A 23,230-nucleotide genomic window follows, 5' to 3' on the forward strand; every position below is an offset into this window, starting at 1 on the left:
CCAGAATCGGACACTTAGAGTACCGGAAAGACTCGGATTTACGTCTCAGTTCTTCGGATAACGGTAGTTGTGTGGCAGTTGCGTGGTGAGCTGCGGGTCTAGGCCGAGTTCCTTCAACTGCCGGTCGATTTCGCGGCGCGCACGTTTCACAAGTTCGGCTCGATGTTCATCGCATTCGGCGTTGCCATGTGCCGCATCGCCATGTCCCATCGTTCCCATCGTCTCCAGTGCGTCCAACGTTTCCGCCATACGCTTGAGCCGGTCCTGATGGTGCAGCAGCGCACGCACCTGCGCATGTTCGTGTACGATCGTCCGCCAATCGGATGGCGTGTGCGCAATCTCCCGAACCGCGGTGACCGGATGTACGTCGGCCACCTGATATGTGATCGAGCCAAGCAGCGGCATCAGGAACACTGTAATCGCACCGGCTGCGACCAGTGTTGATGCGGTGTCGCTTTGCATGGTGCCGACCTTCACCGCCAGTGACGTGACAGCGACGATGATCGGCAGCGCGGTCGTGCAATACAGCGCTACGGTGACGCGGTGATGCGATGACAGCGGATTCTCGCGTTTGTCGAGCGATAGTGCAACGTATACGGGCGCCGCGCGAATCAGCATGAGCATTACGATGAACGCGACGAGCAGCGCGGGTCGGCCTGCCACGGCGCGCACGTTGATCGCGGCGCCTGACACCACGAAGAACACAGGAATAAGGAAGCCATAGCCGACGCCTTCCAGTTTCATTTCCAGCGACTTGCTGCCGTCGGGAATGATGTAGCGCAGGATGAAGCCTGCGGCGAACGCGCCGAGTACCGCGTCAAGTTCGAACAGTGCAGAAATGGTGACAAGGAAGATGAGCAGGAATGTGGTCAGTCGCATGAGCGTTTGCGATGACGTGTTCGCATTGTCCGTAAGGAAACGGTACAGGCGATGGCCGGTTTTCAGTGCTTTCGTGGGTAGCATTGCGCACAGTAGGCAGATGGCAAGGAACGCGCCGAGCACGAGCATGGTCTGCCAGCCGGTTCGGGTGGATAGCAGGATGGCCATGGCAAGGATTGGGCCGAGTTCGCCCCACGTTCCGTACGAGATGATGGCGTCGCCGATAGGGGTGCCTTCGAGGTTGCGTTCCTTGAGAATCGGCATGAGTGTGCCGAGAGCGGTGGTGGTAAGTGCTATTACCGTGGCGATGCCGTCGATGCCTTGCCTTGCGAAGAATGGAAGCAGGGTCACGACGAGTCCGGCGAGCCCCAAGGTGATGATCCATGTGACAAGGCCGACTTTGCCTTGATGTCCGGCGAGTCGTTTCGGGTCGATTTCGTAGCCGGCGAGCAGGAATAGGAACGCCATGCCGAGTTCGCTCAAGAGTTTCACGGCGTCGTTCACCTCGATCACGCCCAGTCCGTACGGACCGAGTGCGGCTCCGGTGACGAGCAGCAGCACGGTTTGTGGAATGAACCTTCCCGGAATCAACTGCGCCACAATCGGGCTGACGGCTGCCACCGCCATGATGATAGTCAATGAAACGAGCTCTTGCGTCATGTTTCTAGCCTAGTGAGTCTGCATGACGGTATTCAGAGATGTGATACCCCATGATGTACCAAAAGGGTGCGCTAGGGCAAGGTTAAGTTTTTGTAAATTTTATGGGGGGGGGGGGGCAATTCTATGAGCGTTGCTACCTGTGAAAAATGGCGGAACTTTTTTGTTTTGAAGATGGAACTCCTTCTTTTCATTGGGGGAAGGGCGGGCTTTATTCGAGGGTTTTAACGAGGGTACCAATGGGGAAAGCTCCGATATGATTCTGAACCAAGCTGTTTAGGCAATACAGGGGGAGGGAAGAATGGTTGATGGAAAATTCACCGCAAAGGAGCGCGCATATTTGGCCAGCCTTCCCGCAGTGGAAAGCGTGAGCGCGTCGCATATCCGGTATGCTGACAGTTTCCGCATCGAAGTCATGTGCAGATACAATGCGGGCGAATCGCCGGCCGCCATCTTCCGCGAGGCGGGTCTCGACCCGAAACTCATCGGATACAAACGCATTGAGCGGTGCATTGCACGCTGGAAAAAGCAGGGGGAACGCGACCGTCGCGGCGGTGAGCGTGCCAATCGCGACGATCTGCGCATCATCCGTCATCATGATCTTATGGGCGATGACGCGCAATCATCGGAAATGGAATCGCAGGATATGCTTTCAAAACTCACCCAGGCGCAGCTCATCATCAACCAGTGCGACGAATTGATTGCGAAGCAAGCATTGCGCATCGACGAACTGGAACGTGTGCTGCGAAAGCTTGTCGGGTGACGGCACGCTTGCGTGAGATGGAGAAAGCGGTGGAATGGCATGACGGTCGCCAGCCGTCGTCCGAGGAAGTTTCGGTGGACGGTCGACTTTTGACGGCTGGCTGTTTTCTGTCATTTGCAGAGGCGATTGATGTTGACGACGAAATGCGTCAACGACGTCGCGCACGCGGTACAATGCTGGCGATGCGTGCGGTTGCGGCGTTGCTGATTGTTGCTGCGGTTTGTATTGGCGGATTCCCGGCAATGTTGCAGTATTGGTCGGCGCGTGATCTGTCGGAAACGTCGGTAAGATCCGCGCAGACGGTTGCGGGCTGGCCGTATCCGCAGGCAGATGACGCGTTCGCCGCGGCCCAGGACTATAACAAGTGGCTTGCGGAATCCGGGCAGCCGATTTTGGGTGAGGCGAAGGATCCGTTCGCTGATGTGCGCGGCGGATCGCGTGCCAGCGTGTCCGATTCTGCGGAATCGGACAATCAGGTGGGTGAAAGTGGATCACAGATGTCCGATTCTGGTGAATCGGACAACCAGAGTGGTGCGGACACAGGCGCGGACGCCGGTTCCACGGACGCCAGTTCCGCAAGCGCCAGTTCGGCGGACGCGGAGTACCAGAGTCTGTTGGATTCCGGCGGTGGCGTGATGGGTACGATCCGTATTCCGAAAATTTCCGTGAAACTGCCGATCTACCATGGCACCTCCGAATCGGCGCTCGCTTCGGGCGCGGGCCACCTGTATGGCAGCAGTCTGCCGGTCGGAGGCAAGAACACTCATGCGGTGCTCACGGGGCATCGCGGACTGGTCGAAGCGGCCATGTTCACGCGGCTCGATGAAATGCGCGTCGGCGACTACTTCTATATAGAGGTGATGGGCCGCACGCTCGGCTACCAGGTGGACCGTATCACGGTGATCGAGCCGAACGACACGTCGCAGCTGAAAATCGTGCCCGGCGAGGACCGTGTGACCCTGATGACCTGCACACCGTATGGCGTCAACACGCACCGTCTGCTAGTTTCGGCCACGCGTTCCTCCATTCCGGATGAGATTCCCGCCGAGAGTGGCGCGGTGAAGGACGCCCGCACGATCGGTGTGATCGCAGGTGTTGCGACTCTTGTATTAGGTATGCTGTTGGTTTGGTTGCGGCGCAGGCCGTGGCATATTCGCAGGCATGCTGCTTGGTGGCCGAAGCGCGGCTGACTCGACTGCTGCATGAAGGCGTGTCTGACATGCAATTTGAATATAGAAAATGTAGTTGGCGCACAAAAAATGCGCGATTGCCACTATTAACTAATGATTGCGAAAGTGTGAAGAGACGTCATTGTAGCGATTATCTCATCGTTTCTTCGAGGTAACGTCGGGTGCCCTTCGTGGGTGACTGGTGTTGCAATTCAGCAATTTCCATCGATTGTGCGCTACCCGACTTTCCCGCACTTAGGGTGTACGCATGCCAACCCCTTTTCCTCTAGTTTCCAGAGTTGAAGCACTGTCAGGATTTTCTGGGCGCATAGGAGATGCCGCGGATTCTGGCGGGAAGAGAGGCTACGCGTTGCGAGACGCGTGATTGCATAGGATTTAAGGGGATGCACATGAGGCATACGCATGAATATGAGGCGAAGCCCAGGGGAGGACTTGCCAAACGTATAGTGGCTGTGCTCGCATCGGTCGCCATGCTGGGCGGCATGGGTTATGCCACCACCTCCGCCGCGCTTGCGGAAGATACGCCGGCCACTGTGGAAACCACCACGGACCAGAGCGTGACCACTGCTAACGAAACGACCGGTGACGGTAACGTCACGAATAACGCGGGCACCGACAATGCGGGCGATACTTCCGCCGACCTTACGGGCACTGAATCCGATACCAACACTGGTGCGGATGCCGGCGTAAACACGGGGAATGCGGCAGATGCCGGAGATGCTACATCTTCGGATACGAACTCGCAGACTGATACCGCTTCGCAGTCCGATCCGCAAACTGTCAACGCCGAGCAAAATAGTCCTTCCGTAGTGGCGGATGTCACTGATTCCAACTGTATTTACGCTGGAACGAATGCTTTGCAGCGCGTGTGCTGGCTTGATATGTCCAAGTTCAACTCAGAAACCGCCAAAAAAAGCGACGGCCAAAAAATGACCGTGAATCTCGGCGGTGGCCTGACCATGTCATTCACCGCGCATTATTCCGGCAATCGTACGGTTGTCGCCAGCACTGTGCCAACGTGGGATGAACGGGCGTCGTATCCGAATGAAGCTGGGCATCATGCAATCTTCGGTGTCGAAGGATACGCCGATTTCCCGAGCGGGAGTAAACCTGCGCTATATCAAAACGATGGAAAGCGGAATGATTCGAAGATACAGCTTTCAGATATCACCATTACTAAAAACGGTCAGAATGTAGCTAATCTGCAGTATTCGTTCGTTATGGCGGATGCGGAAAGCACCAACACAGACGAGAAAATGGTGTACACCTCCAGTTCCGAGATTACGCAACTGGGGTCTTACCCTACAAATAACAGCAGCTACGGGTTCTGCAATCCACAGTTTTCGAATAACAATAAAACCGTAACTTGCAAGGGTACGGACGTGGATAATGTACCGCAGGGCATTCGTCTGTATACGACGTCTACTCCGTCTAACGTTTCTATTGAAATGAAGAATAGCGGCCCCGGCTCTAAGCAGGGTGCTGCGTTCGGCGTTATTTTTTCGCAGGCTGTTGCGAAGGTCACCGTCAATGGTTTGGCAAGTGGCGATAAGAACGCAACATTTAAGGCTGGTGTTTCAAATAGCGAAGCCGGAAGTCTTGAATCGGATCCGATTTCATCGAATACGGCAGAGAGTGGTACTTTGCCGATCCTCGCTAGTGCAGGTGAAAGGAAGACGGTTCGCTTCTACTTGGAAGGTAATCCAAGTGACTGGTCTAAGTATGACGTGACATTCGAAGGCGCTGACAACGGCCAGGTTGTTTCCGGTCTCAATATTGCGACAGATGCAAATGGATATCGTTACGTTGACATGACTGTTGAGGCTGATCACACGGTGCAAGGTCACTTCACGGTGACCGCGCATCCGGATCCTTTGGGAACTCCGGAACATCACAAGACCATCGCCAAGAAGAATGGTGTCAACGATACGTACACGCTGAACCTCAACGTGACGGGCAAGCGGTCCAGCACTTCGCAAACCGTCTCCCAGCCAGTCGACATCGCACTAGTGCTCGACGTGTCTGGTTCGATGAGTGAAACAATGGGCGAGACGACAAAACTTGCTGCATTGAAGAAGGCTGCGAAGGAATTCTTGACGAATACCACTAATAAGAACGCAGCTATTGCCGATAATGGCAACAAGATTAGAGTCTCGCTGGTTAAGTTTGCTTCTGATAAAAGCAATCGTGTCGGTAACGATATGCATTGGTGGAATGGGAACTATACACAGATTGTCAGCAATTTAACTGACGATATGAATGCTCTGAGCGCAAGTGTCGATGCGTTACAAGCGGGAGGTGCTACACGGGCCGATTACGGTTTGGAAAAGGCTAATGCTGTGCTGGCTGGTGCTCGTGCAAATGCTAAAAAAGTGGTGGTATTCTTCACCGATGGAGAACCGAACTCTCATAGTGGATTTGACGATGGTGTCGCTGATACGGCAGTGAAGAATGCGAAAACGCTGAAGGATTCGGGAACTACCATCTACAGTGTCGGCGTATTCTCAAAGGCTGATCCTTCGGATACTTCTGGAAACTTCAATGCGTATATGAACGCTGTTTCCAGCAACTATCCGAAGGCCACGACGTACAGGAACCTTGGCACAAGGGTTGACGGTGGCAACTACTACATGATTGCGTCGAACTCAGAAGGACTGTCGAAGGTTTTTGACAATATTCAGCAAACCATTACGAGCACCAACGGATATACCGGCGTGACCATTCAGGATACGCTGTCGGAATATGCTGAATTTGCTGATGTCGATCCTGCAAAAACAGCAAAAGTGGTTACCAACGATGGCACTGATGTAACTGCGCAATGGAATATCAAGGTGAGTGGCAAGACGATTACCGCATCGCCGAAGAGCACGGATCCGCTTCCTGATGGCGTGACTTACACGCTGCAGTTCGACATTAAGCCTACGCAGAAGGCGTATGACGATTATGCGGCGAACAAGAACGCTGGAAAAGATGGTTACAACGGTGTGACTGGTAGTGCAGATTCCGACGCTGCCGGTAATGCCACGTCTGTGGACAAGCCCGGTTTCTACACCAACGACAGCGCATGCCTGGCCTACTCGGGTGACGGTAAAACACATGCCTGCGGTGATGCGCCTTATGCAGAGCAGCCGGTCGATCAGGTCAAGACCGGTGCCATCACAGTGCAGAAGAAGTGGGCTGATGCTGATGGCAATTCGAGCTCAGAAGGGAATCCTGCATCGGTGACGTTTACACTGCAGATCGACGGAGAAGATTCGGGACGCGAAGCTACGGCGACGGCTGATACGAATTGGACTGCAACTTTCAAAAACCTAGCTCCCGGTCACACTTATAAGGTGGTCGAAAAGGCTGTTGAAGGCTACGAAACTTCTTACACGAGTCAAAAGGTGAGAATCACTGCCGACGAGCTGTGGAGAGCCGATCCCAACGCGAATACGGCTGACAATGTGAAGACATGGGACGTTATCGTCACCAACACTCACAAGAAGTCGACGTTGGCTGAAGGTTCGATCAAGGTGTCCAAGAGCATCAGTGGTCGTGACTGGAAGAATGGTGACTCCTTTAACTTCACCATTGCTGGCACGGGTTCAATTCCGAACGCTCCACTGCCCGATTCAGCTTCCGTCACGATCGGCACGGATACCGCAAATCACGAGGCGAGCTTCGGCAAAATCGTATACAAGACCGCCGGCACCTACACCTACACGGTGAAGGAAACCAAGCCTACCGACGCCATTGCCGGCCTGCACTATTCCCAGGCGGAATACGAGGTAACCGTGACTGTTCTTGCCAATATGGGCGCGCCAACAGTGAGCATCAAGCAAGTCAAGGATGACAACGGCAAGACCGTTGGTAATCAGTCTGCGAATGTCGCCAAATTCACCAATACGTATGTGGCGGTGTCGGCGTTGCCGTTGACGGGCGGAACCACGGATCGTCAATGGCTGCTGGTTGGCGGCTCGATCGGCGGACTCGCAGTACTGCTGGTTGGCGCGGCTGGCGTCTGGAACAGCAGGAAGCGTCTCGTCTGAGACGGTTCCTCGGGCTGGACTGCCCTACCAACCTTCACGGGGCGGTCCAGCCGCACATCACAAATTTGTGGATCCGGAGCATGTTGGGCTTCAGATCCCGTTAGCAAAAACAAACACAGCATCAACAACACAATGAGAGGGGATTCTCATGAAGATGAGGAAACTTTTCGCCGGTATCGCCGCCGCTGCGACGTTGCTGGGCGGCATGGCCCTGAGCGCGGCAAGCGCACAGGCTGACGGCAGCGGCACTGTCGTCACTAGTAAGGTGAATTTCACATTCACTGCTCAGGACGCCAAGCAGCTGACCAATCGTAAGCTGGACGCCTACAAGATCGCTGACTACGTGCAGTACGGCACTGGTAGCAATGCAACGTACGGTGTGCAGACTGCCGGCACGGTGACGGATAACTCCGGCATCAAGGCTGCGCTCGAAGCTGCTGTTGCAGGCACTAATAAGACGGTTCCGACCGATGGCGGCGATCTGATGGCTTGGGCGCTCGCCGAAGGCGTGCTGTCTGTGGACAATTCTGCAGATGGTGCATGGAATAATAGCGCTTCCCGTAAGTTTGTGGAATCGCTGAAGACCACGACTGACAAGCTTGGTACCGCAGAAGAGGTTGATTTGGGTGCTGCCGCTAATGGCACTTCCGCTACTGTGACGCTCCCTGCAGGCCTGTACCTGTTTGTGGACGCGGATTACTCGGTTGGCACCAATGGAGCTGCCACTCCGTCTATCGCAATCCTCGTTGGCTCCGGTAACGTTAAGGATGGCGTGCTGAATCCGCTCACTGAGGCAACTGTGGCCATTAAGAACCAGACCACTGCCGTGACCAAGAAGGTGAATGGAGAGGACGTCATCACCGCTTCCGTTGGCCAGAAAGTGACATACACCATTACGAGCAAGGTGCCGCAGAACACGCAGTACTACAGCGATTACGGCTACACCTACACGGATACCCCGTCTGCTGGCCAGACTGTGGATTTCGATTCCCTTAAGGTGACGGTCGGCGATAAGAGCCTGAACAAGGGTACGGATTACACCGTGGCCCAAAACAAGAATGGCACCTTCACCGTCACCATCAGTTCCATCCAGAAGCAGACCGCAGGTGCACTCATTACTGTGACCTATGCTGCCAAGGTTACTGAAGCGGGAGCCTCCGGCAGCAAGGCCGTGACTAACGCGGTCGTGCTCTCCGACAATGGTGCTGAAGCTACTGACAGCACTACCATCACCAATAGCGGGTTCTCCTTTACCAAGACCGACGCTCAAGGCAATCCGCTGGCCGGTGCTACGTTCACGATCCGCGTTCCGGGTGTGGATGGTTCGTTCACCGCCACCTCTGACAAGACCGGCACAGTGACCTTCAAGGGTCTTGCAGATGGCACCTACGAAGTCAACGAAACCACGGTTCCGAATGGCTTCCAGCAGAGCCTCAAGGCCAAGTTCAATGTCATCATTGAGAATGGTGAGGTCAAGTTCAAGGGTACGGATGTGTGGGGCCTGGCTCCGAAGGAGTCTTCCGATAAATACCAGGTCAAGAACGTGAAGAACGTCACCCAGCTGCCGCTTACCGGTGCTGCGGGCACGACCCTCTTCACCGTGGTGGCGCTGCTCGTGGCAGGTGCCGGCGTTACCGTCGCACTCAAGTCGCGCCAGCGCGTGCGCTGATACGCGCTCAATCGCTGAAACAATAAGCGAAAAAACGAAATAAGCGGGCATTCGCGGAAACCATCCGTGGATGCCCGCTTTTCGTGTCTTTTCGTGCCTTTCCATACTTTTTAGGGGTGAAGGTTTTGTACGGGGCAATACGGGATCGAAGCGGGTGAAATCCGGTACCAAACGGCGAAATCTGGCATGAAAAACATCCGCAAGTGGCAAAACAGGCATCAAAACATGCGTCAAACAAAGCAATCATGCAGGGGTTGCAGGTGGGGGCATCTCACGACAATGGCACCCTACAATCGCAAGCACATCCATGAAAACAGTGGAAAGGCGGGTGCCATGGCACGAGGTGGGGGAGCATTCAGCGACGAGGAAATCCAACTATTGCGCGGACTGCCAGCGGTCGCCAACGTAACGCGCAATCGCATCACCTACGCCGATTCGTTCAAGCAAGTGTGCACCATCCGCTACTTGACGGGCGAATCGCCAACCAAAATCTTCCGGGAAGCGGGACTTCCGCCGGATCTCATCGGATACAAGCGCATCGAACGGTGTGTGGACCGTTGGAAAACGTTGGCCATCAAATCCGTGACCGGCAGCGGCAACATGAGCGACAGCGAGATCATCGCGCAACTCGTCAACCGGTATGAGCATGCGTTCGTGATGAGGCGCAACCTCGATAGCATCACCAACAGGACGATGGAACATATTCCCGTCAAAGCGCAAGGCGACGACGGCATCGACGTGGGAACTGCGAGCATCATCATCAAACAGCAGGCACGCCGTATCGACGAACTGGAACGCGCGAACGCCGAACTGCGCGGGCAAATCGCCGCCACCGCCTGACCCAGACCATCGTTATGCCTCATAAGTGTCCGATTCTGCAGAATCGGACAGGTACACAGGCAAAAACGGGTCTCAGTTGTCCGTTTCTGGTGAATCGGACAAGTAATGCGGCGAAAGTGCGTTGCGGATGTCCGTTTCTCCAGAATCGGACAACTGGAGTACTGAAAGTGTGCTGTGGGTGTCCGTTTCTGCAGAATCGGACAAGCAAGGCGCGATTTGTGTCGGACGGTTGGGCGTATCTCACTTATATATGGCAGATTTGCTCATGCGTCATGAGCCATTTCGCTTATATATGGCAGCCAGCCTGCGGAAATACGCCCAAAACGTACCCCCTAAGTGGTGTTTTGCCGTGAGCAAGTGCCATACGCAAGCGAGAAAGTAGCGGTCAACCTCGTGAATCTGCCATATATAGACGAGATAGGGCGGCAGGGGGGTATGGCGAGGCGAAAATACGGGAATAAGGTGGTCGGATGGGCACGGTTGACCACAAACGGGATGCGCCAGTGCCGCAAAATCTGCGTACGTGCCCAAAAACAAAGCTTCGGCGGGCGCAATGTGCGGTTCGCGGGGTAGGGTAGTGAACATTATGACTTCCGAGAACACCAATTCCGCGGGCTCAAGCGCCGCGCACATCAAATCCGTCGAAAGCCTCGACCAAAGCAACGAAATGGAGCGAGGCCTGAAAAACCGCCACGTCCAGTTCATCGCCATCGGAGGCACCATAGGCACCGGCCTGTTCCTAGGCTCCGGCAAGTCGATCGCACTGACCGGCCCGAGCATCATTTTCGTGTACATCGGCGTTGGCCTGATTATGTTCCTGCTGATGCGTGCCATCGGCGAAATGATGTACAGCGATCCTAGCCAGCACACGTTCATCAACTTCATCACGCGCTATCTCGGCCGCGGGTGGGGCAAGTTCGCCGGCTGGACGTATTGGATCGTGCTCATTCTGACCGGCATGACCGAAATCACCGCCGTAAGCACATATTTCGTAACGTTCTTCGGCACATTCGGCATAGACCTGAACTCGTGGAAGTGGTTGATCGAACTGTGCTTCCTCGTAGCGCTCACCGGCATCAATCTGATTGCGGTGAAAGTGTTCGGCGAGGCGGAATTCTGGTTCTCCATGATCAAGATCACGCTGATCGTCGGTCTGATCGTCACCGCCATCGTGATGCTGATCATCGGCTTCAGCTACCCCGCCACGCACATCGAAGGCGTGGACGGCACGGTGTCGGGTGCCACGGTGAGCCTTACGAATATCACCGACGGCTTCCAGCTCGCGCCGAACGGTTGGATGAACTTCTTCATGAGCTTCCAAATGGTGTTCTTCGCCTACCAGCTCATCGAATTCGTGGGTGTCACGGTGTCGGAAACGCAGAATCCGCGCGAGGTGCTGCCGAAGGCGGTGAACGAGCTGATCATGCGTATTCTGATCTTCTACGTGGGCGCGCTGATCGCGATCATGGCTATTGTGCCCTGGCGTAACTTTCACGAGAATTCCGATGGCTCGTTCGGTTCGCCGTTCATCATGGTGTTCAAATATGCGGGTCTTGATTGGGCCGCCGCCCTGGTGTTCTTCGTGGTGATTACGGCTGCCGCGTCGGCGTTGAATTCGCTGATTTATTCGGCCGGTCGTCACTTGTATCAGCTTGCTTCGGATTCCGAGTCGCCTGCGATGGCGCGTTTGGCTGAGGTTTCCGACCACAAGGTGCCTGCGAAGGCGATCGTCGCTTCGGGTTGCATGATTCTGTTCTCCCCGATCATCAACGCGATTCCGGGTATTTCCGGCGCGTTCGTGCTATTCGCTTCGGCCGCCAGCGCTGTGGTGATTTTCATTTACGTGCTGACGATGCTCGCCCACCACAGGTATCGTCAGAGCAGCGATTTTCTACCGGACGGTTTCGTCATGCCCGCTTGGCAGGTGTTTGATTGGATTGCGATCACGTTCTTTGTGCTCGTGTATGTCACGTTGTTCCTGTCGACGGACACGATTGGTTCTGCGATTGCCGGTCTGATTTGGCTGGTTGCGTTTGGCGGATATTGCCTGCTACACGAACGATTCCAGAATCGCGATCTTAAGGAAGCCTTGCAGCAGTAACGTTTGCAGGTAACGCAGGATACAAGTAAGGGGCGTTTGCCGAACGTGAGTGCATCACGTACGTTCGGCAAACGCCCCTTTCAGCATGGTCTTTGCGCGAATCCCCATTACGGGATCCAGTGCAAATCAGCCGATGTAGTCGGCCTCGTTCGTCGGGCTGGACGGCACGGCATGATCTTCCGTAACCTTGCCCAAGCCAGACAAATACGCTTCACGACCCGCTTCGATCGCCTTCTTGAAAGCGCGTGCCATCAGCGGAATATTGCCGGCGGAAGCGATGGCCGTGTATGCCATCACCGCGTCCGCGCCCATTTCCATGGCTTCCGCAGCCTGGCTCGGACGGCCAATACCAGCGTCGATGATCACCGGAACATTGGAGTTCTTGATGATCACTTCAATGAAATCGCGTGCACGCAGACCCTTATTCGAGCCGATCATCGCGCCCAGCGGCATTACGCAAGCCGCACCCGCGTCTTCAAGACGCTTCGCCGCAATCGGATCGGGGAACATGTACGGCATGACCACGAAGCCTTCTTTTGCCAGCTGTTTCGTGGCTTTGATGGTTTCCTCATTGTCGGGCAGCAGATACTTCGCCTCATGTTCGATCTCCACCTTCACGAAGTCCGTCTGGCACACTTCGCGGGCGAGACGTGCAATACGCACCGCTTCCTCGGCATTGCGTGCGCCGGACGTGTTCGGCAGCATGGTGATGCCTTTCGGAATGTAGTCGAGCAGATTGTTTTCGGTGGTACGGCAGCGACGCAACGCCATGGTGACGATCTGCGTGCCCGCGTTCTCAATGGTCGCCTTGATGAGGTTCAGATCGTAGCGGCCGGAACCGAGGATGAAGCGGCTCGTGAACTTGTGTCCGCCGAGGATCAACGGATCGGCGTCGCCGGTGGCGATTTCGTCATATGCGTGCGCATCCGGTTCCGGCAGCAGTGCGGTGTTCGTGGTGGTGCCGACCAGCTCGTCGAGCGTGGCGTTCGGTGCCGCCGCGAAGTCTTTTTCCGCGGTGGTGATCGTGTTTTCGGTGCTCATGGTTAATCCTTACTATGCGATTAGTGTTGTGTCATTCGTTGCAATTTGCAATTTGCGATTGCAATTGCAATTGCGTTTGTGTTTGCGTTTCGCTGTCAGGCGTCTTCTTCGCCGAGAATCAAGCGAGTGATCATATTGGCTTCGTGGCAGGCGACCACACCCACGCGCGGTGCCATCAGACCAGCGCCCGGCACCGGAGCGGTTTCGCCGTCGCCGCAGAAGTAGAAATTCTTCGAAACGCGACGAGTATTCACCAAATTGGAACTGCGGAATCCTGCCATTCCCGAAGCGCTCACCAACTTCTTGTCCGGCAGATTCTCAAGCACGGCATTCACCAGCATCGTCTTGTTTTCCGGCACGTCGAACGCTTCGCAAATAATATCCTCATTGTCGAACAGCGTCGGCACGTTCTCGTCGGTCACTTTCACGGTATCAATGGTGATATCGATAAAAGGATTGATCTGACGCAAGTTACTGCGCAATGCTTCCGTCTTGTACTGCCCAAGATCCTTCAAAAAATACTGCTGACGATTCAGATTTGTCATATCCACGCGATCAAAATCAATCAGATGCAGGTGACCGACGCCAATGCGGGTCAACGCCACCGCAATGGTCGATCCGAGGCCGCCGCAGCCGCAAATGGCCACGTGCGCCGCGTCGAGCTTGTCTTGCGTGGCTGCGGTATGACGGTCGAGCAGGGCCGCACGGATTTCTTCGCGGCTGACGAGCGTGGTCGGGTCGGGCTGGTTGTCGAAAGCGTGCTGGCGGGCGTCGATCTGCGCCTGCGATGCGGATGGTTCAAAAGTCATGGTTGTTCTCGTATTCTCGTATTCTCGTTTTCCGTTCGTGCGTTGTTTTTGCCGGGTTGGTTGTGTTTTGTATGTTCTTGCGATTGTTACGCGTGCATTGTGCCGGTCGTAATCGCAAGAAATTTTGAAAGTGGTTCAGCCGCCCTGCACGAACGTGACGATTTCCAACGTATCGGTGCCCTTGAGCTGCGTCTGCGCACGCTGGGTGCGAGGCACGATCTCACCATTGAGCTCGACAGCCACGCGGTCGGCGCGCAGACCCTTGCTTTCGATCAGTTCGGCCACGGTGATCGGCGTGGCGATGTTCTCTTCCTTACCGTTGATGATCATTGCGGTTCCCTTCTGTGTCTGTCGTGACACATGCTTCCTGCACTCCAAATGTCCGTTTCTGGTGAATCGGACATCCGGAGGTTCATTGTCGGTCTTTAAATGTCCGATTCTGCAGAATCGGACACGCACGGCATCTATTTCAGTCCACGGATGTCCGTTTCTGGTGAATCGGACACGTAGGCGCTTGTTCGAGCCGCTTGTGCGTCCGTTTCTGCAGAATCGGGCACTCAAGGTTGGTACGAAAAAAGGGTCGCCGAAGGAACCGTACCCTATGAGGTGGTGCGCCCCTCCGTGACCCTAATCACGCGATATTCGGTTATCGCGAACGGAAGATGAGATACGTCTTGCGGCGTGAACAACCCGTCTCCTTACGGCGGCATTACCCGCATCAAGTCCTCGGTCGAAGCTCTATGAGCTCCCTCTCAGCCTTTCGGCTCCCGTTCGGTTGTGCCTTCATCTTCGCGCACGCGCCCGACAAGCTTGCGCCGGTTCACGTTGGGTTAGTCTTGATGTGAACATGTGCGAATCGGCTGAGTGCTTGCAAGGAAGGGGAAGATGATGATGGACGGCGAGTTGGCAGGATTTACGATTCCTCGGCTTGGTATGGGAACGATGGCTTTGGCGATTGAGGGGCGCCCGGATCGCGATACCGCGATTCGTACGATTCATGCCGGTTTGGACGCGGGTGTTCGCTATTTGGACACGGCTTGGTCATATTATCTGCCGAGCGAGCCTGGCACCGGCACTGCGGAAGACCTTGGCTACGGCGAAAAGTTGGTGCGTGATGCGCTCACTTCGTGGAATGGCCCCCGAGATGAAGTGCTCGTCGCCACCAAAACCGGGTATCGCCGTACTTGCGAAGCGGTCGCGGCCACTGACGGTACGCATTCGGTGGGCGCTGATGAGAGCCGCCCGCAAAGCCAGCGTTTGCAGGCCGAAGGCAGCCGCTACGGTTGGATTGCCGACTCCCGCACCGAAACCATGATTCGTGACGCCAAGGAGTCCGCGTTGCACTTGGGCGTCGATACGCTCGACCTGTTGTATTCGCATGGCCCCGATCCCGCGGTGCCTTACGAAGACCAATGCGGCGCGTTGAAGCAGCTGCTCGACGAAGGCGTGATCAAATATGCGGGCATCTCCCGTGTGAATAACGAGCAGATCGACCTTGCACGCAGCATTATTGGCAGCGGCTTGGTCGCCGTGCAAAACCAGTTCTCGCCGTCGCATCCCGATCCGGAACATACGATGGAGCATTGCGCCGAATTGGGGCTCGCATTCGTCTGTTGGTCGCCGCTCGGCGGATTCCTCGATACGTTCGATCAGAGCGCGTACGATCCGTTCCGCACGGTTGCCGCGCAACGTGGTTGCTCCTACCAGCGTGTGGTGCTGGCGTGGGAATTGACCCGTTACGAACGTCTGTTCACCATTCCCAGCGCTCGCAATCCGCAGGAAATCAACGATTCCTTCGCTGCAACGCAACTTCAGCTCACTCAAGAAGAGCTTGCGATGCTTCCTTGCTGATTATCGTTTCCTTTTTTGGGCGTTTTCCTGTACTTGCACGTTGCGATCGAAAAAATGTTTACAGTAAAAGATATTATCGAGACATAACTGATGGGCATCGAATAAGGCGAGGTGAAGCGTGGGCTTCGAGCGGGAGTCGTTTGACAAGCTGATGAAAGTGGTCTGGGGTAAGAAGTCTCAGATGCAGCAGGCGATGTCGCGTGATTCCAAGGGCGAGCCATTCATTATTCGCGAGCTTGAGTTCAAGGGCGCGCAAACGCCTTCGCAGTTGGCTACCGCGTTGAAGGTCACGTCGGGCAGGATCTCCACACTGCTGGCTGCGTTGGAAAAAAAGGGTCTGATCGAGCGTGAGGTCGATCCCAACGACCGACGCATTGTGCATGTGAATCTTACCGAGCAGGGGCGGGCGAAGGCCAAGCAGCAGCGCGAGGATATGCGCGACGCCGTCTGCTGGGTCTTTTCGCAGATGGGGGAGCGTCGCACGCGCGAATTCGTGGATCTTACCGAGGAATTTGCCACATACATGACCATCTGCATCCCTGGCCAGCCCCGCCCCACCGCCGAAGAAGTAAAGCAAGCCTTCGCAAAAGCCGAATCTGAAGATCCTGCGTAGGGACTGCCTACCACGTAAGCGTGCGCCTCACATGCGCCGCTCGCGACTGTAAGCTTGGCCAAACGGCCTTGAGTGTGTCGCGAATGGTATATGTTGGCCGCGCGCGACCGAGCTGAGAAGAATCGCTCTCAGCAAATACACAGAAATATGAGATTGTCTTACACTGTAAGTAATTAAATATCGTAAGACAATTCAATAGGACTTATGTAAATCATTAATCGCAATTCGATCAACTCATGTAGTTGATCCAACCAATCCATCAATCGCAAAAACTTCAAACGCAACACAAGAGAAGGAATCCAAGCATGTTCCGCATTATGCGATACCTCTCCAAAGCGGAGATAGGCCAGATGCTCATTGCACTGGTCAGCATCGTCGGGCAGATCTGGCTTGACCTGACCCTGCCGGACTACATGTCCGACATCACCACCCTCGTGGAAACCCCCGGCAGCGAAATGCACGATATTTGGATCGCCGGCGGCAAAATGCTGCTTATTTCGCTTGGATCGGCAGCATGCGCCATCATCACCGGCTATTTCGCGGCACGCATCGGCGCATCGTTCAGCCAGCGTCTGCGTTCCATGGAATTCCGCAAGGTAGAATCGTTCGGACCGGCTGAAATGAGCCGATTCTCCACAGCCTCGCTGATTACGCGTTCCACGAACGATATTACGCAGATTCAGATGTTCATCACCATGGGATTGATGATGATTGTCAAATCGCCGATTATGGCGGTTTGGGCCGTCTGCAAGATTGCGGGAGACGGTCTCGAATGGACGCTCGCCACCGGCATCGCGGTAGTGGTGCTGCTGGTCTCCATTACGATCCTCATGGTTCTCGTCATGCCGAAGTTCAAGTCCATGCAGCGACTGACCGATAACATCAACCTTGTGGCGCGCGAGAACCTCACCGGCCTGCGCGTGGTGCGCGCCTACAATGCCGAGGATTACCAGGAAGCCAAGTTCACCAAGGCCAACAAGGAACTCACCGACACCCAGCTGTTCACCAACCGTGCCATGGCCTTCATGATGCCGTTGATGAACACCATCATGAACGGTCTTATGCTTGCCGTGTACTGGATCGGCGCCTACCTGATCGACGCCGCCGACGCGGCCGACAAGCTCACCACCTTCTCCAACATGGTGGTGTTCTCCAGCTACTCCGTGCAGGTGATCATGAGCTTCCTGCTGATGAGCATGGTGTTCGTGCTGTGGCCGCGAGCGGACGTGTCCGCACAGCGCGTGCTCGAAGTGCTCGACACCGAACCGCTGATCACCGACGGCACCCGCAGCGACGCCGGCGAAGCGGGCAAGCAGGGCGAAATCGAATTCCGCAACGTGTGCTTCACTTACCCGGATTCGCGCGAAGCCATGCTCGAAGGCATCAACTTTACCGCCAAGAAGGGCGAAACCGTGGCGTTCATCGGTTCCACCGGCTCCGGCAAATCCTCGCTCATCAACCTCGTGCCGCGTTTCTATGACGCGACGCAAGGCGAGGTGCTCGTCGACGGCGTTAACGTGCGCGACTACACGCTCAAGGCATTACGAGACAGAATCGGATATGTGCCGCAACAATCCTTCCTGTTCAAAGGAACGATCGCATCCAATGTCAGCTATGGCGACAATCCGCTCGACACCACCGATGCCGGCATCGTCGACATGGCCGATACCTCGACCGCGGCCGGCAGAAAGCGCGAAAAAGAGCTGATCGCAACGCAAAACGAGCATCGCACACTCACTTCGGAACAGCGCGCCGACGTGCGCAACGCATGTGAAGTCGCGCAGGCGACCGAATTCATCGCAACCAAGGAAAAGCAGTACGATTCCGCGATTTCGCAGGGTGGATCGAACGTGTCGGGCGGGCAGAAACAGCGTCTGTCGATTGCACGAGCCGTCTATCGTCATCCGGAAATCCTGATTTTCGACGATTCCTTCTCCGCACTTGATTTCAAAACCGACCGTGCCGTACGCGACGCGCTCGCCAAGGAAGCGAAGGATTCCACCAAACTAATCGTCGCGCAGCGCATCGGCACCATCATGGATGCCGACCGCATCGTGGTGCTCGACGACGGCAAGGTGGTCGGCCAGGGCACGCACAGCGAACTGCTGGAAAACTGCGATGTGTACCGTCAGATCGCGCAGTCTCAGCTGAGCGAAGACGAATTGAACGGCGGCAAGTCGGGCGAAAGCAAGCTGCCGGGCGAAACCGGCAAGCCGTCCGTCGAAAGCGAATTGAACGAAAGCGAGGGTCGCTGATATGCCAGGAGGACCTATGGGACGCGGCCGCGGAGCTGTTGAAGAACCGCAGGATTTCGGTGGTGTGATGAAGAAACTGGTGCATTTCTGCCGCCACTATATTCCCGCCATCATTGTGGCGCTCGTATTGGGCGCGATCGGCACGGTATGCCAGATCGTCGGTCCGGACAAGCTCAAGGACATGACCAACGAGATCGCCAAAGGCCTGCCTGCGCTAGTCAACGGCAAGCCGGTGCTCGGTGCGATCGATATGGACGCGGTCACGCACATCGCATGGCTGCTGGTGGCGCTGTACGTGGGGTACGCGGTGCTGTGCTACGTGCAAAGCTGGATGATGGCGAACGTTACGCAGCGCACCGCACAGGAGCTGCGCGAAGCCATCAGCGTGAAGATCAACAAGCTGCCGCTCAAGTATTTCGACAAGGTCAGCTACGGCGATGTGCTCAGCCGCATCACCAACGATGTGGACGCCATCGGCCAGACACTCGGCCAGTCGGTCGGCTCGCTGATCACGTCGGTCACGCTGTTCGTGGGCGCGCTCATCATGATGTTCTACAACAATGTGATTATGACGGTGTGCGCCATCCTTTCCAGCCTGGTTGGCCTGCTCATCATGGGTGTGATCATGAAGGTTTCGCAGAAGTACTTCTCGCGCCAGCAGATCGCGTTGGGTGATGTCAACGGTCACGTCGAAGAGATGTATGCCGGACACACCGTGGTCAAGGCGTATTGCGGCGAGGCTGATTCGATTCGTGCGTTCGAAAAGTACAACGGCGATTTGTACGATTCGGGATGGAAGAGCCAGTTCCTTTCCGGCCTGATGATGCCGTTGATGAATTTCGTCGGCAATTTCGGCTACGTGGTTGTGTGCGTGGTTGGCGCTGTGCTTGCGATGGATGGCAAGATCGAGTTTGGTGTGATCGTTGCGTTCATGATGTACATTCGACTGTTCACCCAGCCGCTTTCCCAGTTCGCGCAGGCATTCCAGAACCTGCAGCGTTGCGCGGCCGCTTCCGAGCGCGTGTTTGGCTTCCTTGAGGAGCCGGAGATGGCCGACGAATCCGACAAGCAGGCGCTGCTCGGCGTGAACGGCAAACCGGTGCGCGGTGACGTTGAGTTCAGTCATGTGAAGTTCGGTTACGATCCGAGCAAGACGATCATCAACGATTTCTCCGCTTCGGTGAAGTCCGGTCAGAAGGTTGCGATTGTTGGTCCGACCGGTGCCGGCAAGACCACGATGGTGAATCTGCTGATGCGTTTCTATGAGATTTCGGGCGGTTCGATTGCGATTGATGGTGTGGATACGAAGTCCGTGCCACGCTGGAACGTGCATGACCAGTTCTCCATGGTGTTGCAGGATACGTGGGTGTTCCGTGGAACGGTGCGTGAAAACATTGCGTATTCGAAGCCGGGCGTCACCGGCAAGCAGATCGAGGACGCATGCAAGGCCGTGGGTCTGCATCACTACATCATGTCGCTGCCGAACGGCTATGACACGGTGCTTGACGACAAGGCCACGCTTTCGCAGGGTCAGAAGCAGTTGCTCACCATTGCGCGAGCCATGGTTGAGGATGCGCCGATTCTGATTCTCGACGAAGCTACTTCTTCGGTCGATACGCGTACGGAAGAGCTGATTCAGAAGGCCATGGACGCGCTGACCGTGGATCGCACGTCGTTCGTGATCGCGCACCGTCTGTCCACCATCCGCGATGCGGACATGATTTTGGTCATGAACCATGGCGACATTGTGGAAAGCGGTACGCATGAGGAGCTGCTCGCCAAAGGCGGTTTCTACGCCGACATTTACAACAGCCAGTTCGCCCTCACCGACTGATTCGCCGTTTTGGCTGGCTGATTCACAGGAGCCGCACGTCCCCAAAGGCGTGCGGTCTTTGTTTATTTCGGCTGTTATTCGGCTGTTATGCGGATCGCAGGAAGAGTTCGGCCGGGAAGTCGCGGCTGACTGCGATTTGGCGGGATTCGTCCAATGTTGCGTATGTGAAATCGAACGTGCGTTGCAGTTGTGCTACGTCGGAAACGAACAGGGCCGTGGCCAGGCCGTCCGCAACGGCGGTGGGGTAGTCGCGTGCAAGATTGAGCGTTGCGTTTGCTGGAACGTATGCCCAGCTGGCTTCGGTTTGTTGCGCGGGCAGTCCGTCGATGGCATTGAGCAGATGATGAATGGCGATTTGGGTGCGCTCGTTGACTGCCACGTTCCAATGGCGTCGGCTGGGTGCGCTTGCGCACAACGCTCCGTTCGCAATATGTGCGATTCCGATTGCATGGGACTGATCTTCCGGATCCTCAAGTGCGACGGAAATAGGCTGTTCCGCATGAATCAGCAAATCACCTCCCGCATCAATCACGAATTGTGACGACTGCAGCATGCGCCCGAGCAGATCGACGAGATAGCCTTTGCCGCAGGCGCCGAAATCCAACTGCACCGGCTCATGCGTTACCAATGTGGTTCCGTGGCGGGTCACATCGCGTCCCCAAACGGCGCGTCCGCGCAATGCGCCCAAATGTTCGGGCGCATCTTGTGTAACCGTGAAACTCAGCGACGCATCGTATCCAAGTCGGATCAAATCCTCGCCGACGCACGGATCGATTGCGCCGGAAATGGCGGAAAATAGCGCATCATACAGATCGAACAGCGGCGCGCACCAATCCGGAAAATCGAAACTTCCGCCATGCTCGGCCTTGCCGATCGCCGCAATCAGCGAATCATTGCGGAATCGAGACAGCACGTGTTCGTAATCCTCAATGAGCGATTCCATTGCGGAACGCACCTTGTCGTCGATCGGCGAATCTGCGGAAATCATCATGCCGGTGCCGAGTGCCTTGGAAAACGCCGTAACATACGGCATGCGCTGCCCCAAAAAATCCATGCTTCCGATGCTAGCGTGTGTGCAATGAGAAATCAGCTGATTCTGATCGCACGATTCAGGGTTTCGCTCTTTCTGATCGCATGATTTCGATTATTTGACCGCACGATTTTAAAAAAGCGGCGAAAAACAAAATCGCGAGGTCGGCAGTGTCGAGAAAGAGACGAAGCTGTAAGTCAGGTGGTACAGTGGTTGACAAGGTGTCAACAGGGAGGTTGGTATGGGGCACGTCGATAACGCAGGTACGGTCACGAACGCAAACACAACCACGCGCATAACAAAAGCAGTGAAGAACCTGCCGATGCCCAAAGTCTGGGCTTTCGCCGTCGGCCAATTCGGCTGGGCGCTACTTTCCGGCATTATTTCGAATTGGCTCGTCTACTTCTATCAGCCTGACAACGAAACCATCTCGCAAGGGCAAACCGTGTTCGTACCGCAGGGTCTTGCCGTACTCGGCGTGGTGACCGTAGTCGGCGGCATCACCGCGTTCGCCCGCTTCTTCGACGCATTCGTGGATCCGGCCGTGGCAAGTCTTTCCGACCGTTGCACATCAAAATCCGGTCGTCGTATGCCGTTCCTCAAATTTGCGGCCCTTCCGCTCGCCCTCGTCACCGTGCTGGTGTTTTGGAGTCCAATCAACGATACGAGCTGGATCAACGGCGCGTTCCTGTTCGTCACGGTGATCGGCTACTACATTGCGCTTACGTTCTACTGCACGCCCTACAACGCGCTGATCGCCGAGCTTGGTCACGATTCCAAACAGCAGCTCACCATCTCCACCGCCATTTCGTTCACGTGGGTGGCCGGCACCGCCATTGCGTACGTGGCACCGGTGATTTGGGCTGGTTTCGTGCCGGGCTTGGGGCGTGTGAACGCCATTCGTCTGACGTTCACCATCATGGCGGCCATCGCATTCGTGTGCATGCTGGTTCCGCCGCTCACCATCAAGGAACGCGATTACGTCAACTCGCAGCCCACGTCCGAATCGACCATTGAATCGTTGAAGCAGACGTTCGGCGACGGCGAATTCCGCAAGTTCGTCTGCTCCGACGTGGTCTATTGGGTTGCGATCACTACATTCCAGACTGGTTTGCCGTTCTTCGTGACAAGCCTGCTCAAACTTCCCGAGACCACGACCACCATCTATTTCGTGCTCATGACCGCAGTGTCGGTGCTGTTCTATCTGCCGGTGAATGTATTGGCGAATCGTGTTGGCAAGAAGCGGATTCTGCTGGTCGCTTTCGTGATTTTCACATGTGCGTTCGCGTTTGCGGGCGCGCTTGGCTCCGGTCTGCTCGCTGCGATTCCGCCGATGGCGCAGGGCTTGATTCTTTCGATTGTCGGTGCGATTCCGATGGCCGCGTTCGGTATTCTTCCGCAGGCGATTGTTGCGAATATTGCCGACGCGAGTTCGAAAACGACCGGTCAGGATCGTCAGGGCATGTTCTATGCGGCTCGCACGTTTGCGATGAAGATGGGTCAGTCGGTGGCGATGCTGCTGTTTACCGGCGTGAGCACGATTGGCATGGCGTCGGGCGCCGGCTATCGTATTGCGGCTGTTTGCGCCGCGGTATTGTGCGGCATCGGCGGTGTGGTGTTCGCGTTCTACAACGAACGCAAGGTGCTTGACGTGCTCGAATCCTGAT

At 55.8% G+C, this 23,230-nt stretch carries 16 protein-coding genes; 11 read left to right on the forward strand and 5 right to left on the reverse strand.

Features of this window, described 5'->3' with window-relative positions:
* Positions 1–45: 45 nt before the first annotated feature.
* Positions 46–1,539, reverse strand: coding sequence for a cation:proton antiporter (locus tag WMO36_RS03435; protein WP_349076793.1), 1,494 nt, complete (start codon positions 1,537–1,539; stop codon positions 46–48).
* A gap of 298 nt (positions 1,540–1,837) precedes the next feature.
* Between WMO36_RS03435 and WMO36_RS03440 the strand changes: the two genes are divergently transcribed.
* The 6 genes from WMO36_RS03440 to WMO36_RS03465 all read left to right on the forward strand — a co-directional run bounded on the left by WMO36_RS03440 (position 1,838) and on the right by WMO36_RS03465 (position 12,130).
* Positions 1,838–2,299 carry a hypothetical protein gene (locus WMO36_RS03440; protein ID WP_099571141.1) on the forward strand — a complete coding sequence of 154 codons (462 nt, stop codon included), beginning with the start codon at positions 1,838–1,840 and terminating at the stop codon, positions 2,297–2,299.
* A gap of 143 nt (positions 2,300–2,442) precedes the next feature.
* Positions 2,443–3,489: a class C sortase gene (locus WMO36_RS03445; protein WP_349076876.1), complete on the forward strand. Its 1,047-nt coding sequence runs from the start codon at positions 2,443–2,445 to the stop codon at positions 3,487–3,489.
* Positions 3,490–3,878: 389 nt separating this feature from the next.
* Entirely contained in the window at positions 3,879–7,520 is a 3,642-nt protein-coding gene (locus WMO36_RS03450) for a DUF7604 domain-containing protein (RefSeq protein WP_349076795.1), read from the forward strand.
* 154 nt (positions 7,521–7,674) lie between these two features.
* The gene (locus WMO36_RS03455) at positions 7,675–9,189 is read left to right on the forward strand and encodes an isopeptide-forming domain-containing fimbrial protein (RefSeq protein WP_349076798.1); all 1,515 of its coding nucleotides are present in this window, start codon (positions 7,675–7,677) and stop codon (positions 9,187–9,189) included.
* Between the two features lie 333 nt (positions 9,190–9,522).
* Positions 9,523–10,029 carry a hypothetical protein gene (locus WMO36_RS03460; protein WP_129901986.1) on the forward strand — a complete coding sequence of 169 codons (507 nt, stop codon included), beginning with the start codon at positions 9,523–9,525 and terminating at the stop codon, positions 10,027–10,029.
* A 586-nt stretch (positions 10,030–10,615) separates the two neighbouring features.
* Positions 10,616–12,130, forward strand: a complete 1,515-nt coding sequence (locus WMO36_RS03465; protein WP_051662131.1) for an amino acid permease — start codon at positions 10,616–10,618, stop codon at positions 12,128–12,130.
* Between the two features lie 126 nt (positions 12,131–12,256).
* Here the strand turns inward: WMO36_RS03465 and WMO36_RS03470 are convergent, their stop codons facing one another.
* The 3 genes from WMO36_RS03470 to thiS form a co-directional block, all read right to left on the reverse strand.
* Positions 12,257–13,171 carry a thiazole synthase gene (locus WMO36_RS03470; RefSeq protein WP_003833695.1) on the reverse strand — a complete coding sequence of 305 codons (915 nt, stop codon included), beginning with the start codon at positions 13,169–13,171 and terminating at the stop codon, positions 12,257–12,259.
* 95 nt (positions 13,172–13,266) lie between these two features.
* Positions 13,267–13,980, reverse strand: a complete 714-nt coding sequence (thiF, locus tag WMO36_RS03475) for a sulfur carrier protein ThiS adenylyltransferase ThiF (protein WP_065439069.1) — start codon at positions 13,978–13,980, stop codon at positions 13,267–13,269.
* A gap of 135 nt (positions 13,981–14,115) precedes the next feature.
* The gene (gene thiS, locus WMO36_RS03480; RefSeq protein WP_003833700.1) at positions 14,116–14,310 is read right to left on the reverse strand and encodes a sulfur carrier protein ThiS; all 195 of its coding nucleotides are present in this window, start codon (positions 14,308–14,310) and stop codon (positions 14,116–14,118) included.
* Positions 14,311–14,865: 555 nt separating this feature from the next.
* On the opposite strand from thiS, the gene WMO36_RS03485 reads away from it, so the two are divergent.
* The 4 genes from WMO36_RS03485 to WMO36_RS03500 all read left to right on the forward strand — a co-directional run bounded on the left by WMO36_RS03485 (position 14,866) and on the right by WMO36_RS03500 (position 20,533).
* Positions 14,866–15,831 (forward strand): aldo/keto reductase, encoded by a 966-nt coding sequence (locus tag WMO36_RS03485; protein WP_349076802.1) that lies wholly within the window; start codon positions 14,866–14,868, stop codon positions 15,829–15,831.
* 118 nt (positions 15,832–15,949) lie between these two features.
* The gene (locus WMO36_RS03490) at positions 15,950–16,444 is read left to right on the forward strand and encodes a MarR family winged helix-turn-helix transcriptional regulator (RefSeq protein WP_118269203.1); all 495 of its coding nucleotides are present in this window, start codon (positions 15,950–15,952) and stop codon (positions 16,442–16,444) included.
* Positions 16,445–16,749: 305 nt separating this feature from the next.
* The gene (locus WMO36_RS03495) at positions 16,750–18,699 is read left to right on the forward strand and encodes an ABC transporter ATP-binding protein (protein ID WP_435374522.1); all 1,950 of its coding nucleotides are present in this window, start codon (positions 16,750–16,752) and stop codon (positions 18,697–18,699) included.
* A 1-nt stretch (position 18,700) separates the two neighbouring features.
* On the forward strand, positions 18,701–20,533 hold the full coding sequence (locus WMO36_RS03500) for an ABC transporter ATP-binding protein (protein ID WP_349076803.1): 1,833 nt from the start codon (positions 18,701–18,703) through the stop codon (positions 20,531–20,533).
* 85 nt (positions 20,534–20,618) lie between these two features.
* Here the strand turns inward: WMO36_RS03500 and WMO36_RS03505 are convergent, their stop codons facing one another.
* Complete coding sequence (locus WMO36_RS03505; RefSeq protein WP_349076805.1) at positions 20,619–21,587, reverse strand: FAD:protein FMN transferase; 969 nt, start codon at positions 21,585–21,587, stop codon at positions 20,619–20,621.
* 217 nt (positions 21,588–21,804) lie between these two features.
* On the opposite strand from WMO36_RS03505, the gene WMO36_RS03510 reads away from it, so the two are divergent.
* Positions 21,805–23,229 (forward strand): MFS transporter, encoded by a 1,425-nt coding sequence (locus WMO36_RS03510; protein WP_435374525.1) that lies wholly within the window; start codon positions 21,805–21,807, stop codon positions 23,227–23,229.
* Position 23,230: the final 1 nt, after the last annotated feature.

This window comes from Bifidobacterium hominis (assembly GCF_040095915.1).
Classification (GTDB): domain Bacteria; phylum Actinomycetota; class Actinomycetes; order Actinomycetales; family Bifidobacteriaceae; genus Bifidobacterium; species Bifidobacterium hominis.

Excerpts from the sequence above, each read along its gene's own strand:
- WMO36_RS03455 (WP_349076798.1), top strand. The coding sequence starts at position 7,675 with ATGAGGAAACTTTTCGCCGGTATCGCCGCCGCTGCGACGTTGCTGGGC.
- WMO36_RS03440 (WP_099571141.1), top strand. The coding sequence starts at position 1,838 with ATGGTTGATGGAAAATTCACCGCAAAGGAGCGCGCATATTTGGCCAGC.
- WMO36_RS03435 (WP_349076793.1), bottom strand. The coding sequence starts at position 1,539 with ATGACGCAAGAGCTCGTTTCATTGACTATCATCATGGCGGTGGCAGCC.
- WMO36_RS03450 (WP_349076795.1), top strand. The coding sequence starts at position 3,879 with ATGAGGCATACGCATGAATATGAGGCGAAGCCCAGGGGAGGACTTGCC.
- WMO36_RS03495 (WP_435374522.1), top strand. The coding sequence starts at position 16,750 with ATGTTCCGCATTATGCGATACCTCTCCAAAGCGGAGATAGGCCAGATG.
- WMO36_RS03485 (WP_349076802.1), top strand. The coding sequence starts at position 14,866 with ATGATGATGGACGGCGAGTTGGCAGGATTTACGATTCCTCGGCTTGGT.
- WMO36_RS03460 (WP_129901986.1), top strand. The coding sequence starts at position 9,523 with ATGGCACGAGGTGGGGGAGCATTCAGCGACGAGGAAATCCAACTATTG.
- thiF (WP_065439069.1), bottom strand. The coding sequence starts at position 13,980 with ATGACTTTTGAACCATCCGCATCGCAGGCGCAGATCGACGCCCGCCAG.
- WMO36_RS03510 (WP_435374525.1), top strand. The coding sequence starts at position 21,805 with ATGGGGCACGTCGATAACGCAGGTACGGTCACGAACGCAAACACAACC.
- WMO36_RS03470 (WP_003833695.1), bottom strand. The coding sequence starts at position 13,171 with ATGAGCACCGAAAACACGATCACCACCGCGGAAAAAGACTTCGCGGCG.
- WMO36_RS03505 (WP_349076805.1), bottom strand. The coding sequence starts at position 21,587 with ATGGATTTTTTGGGGCAGCGCATGCCGTATGTTACGGCGTTTTCCAAG.
- WMO36_RS03465 (WP_051662131.1), top strand. The coding sequence starts at position 10,616 with ATGACTTCCGAGAACACCAATTCCGCGGGCTCAAGCGCCGCGCACATC.
- thiS (WP_003833700.1), bottom strand. The coding sequence starts at position 14,310 with ATGATCATCAACGGTAAGGAAGAGAACATCGCCACGCCGATCACCGTG.
- WMO36_RS03445 (WP_349076876.1), top strand. The coding sequence starts at position 2,443 with ATGCGTCAACGACGTCGCGCACGCGGTACAATGCTGGCGATGCGTGCG.
- WMO36_RS03500 (WP_349076803.1), top strand. The coding sequence starts at position 18,701 with ATGCCAGGAGGACCTATGGGACGCGGCCGCGGAGCTGTTGAAGAACCG.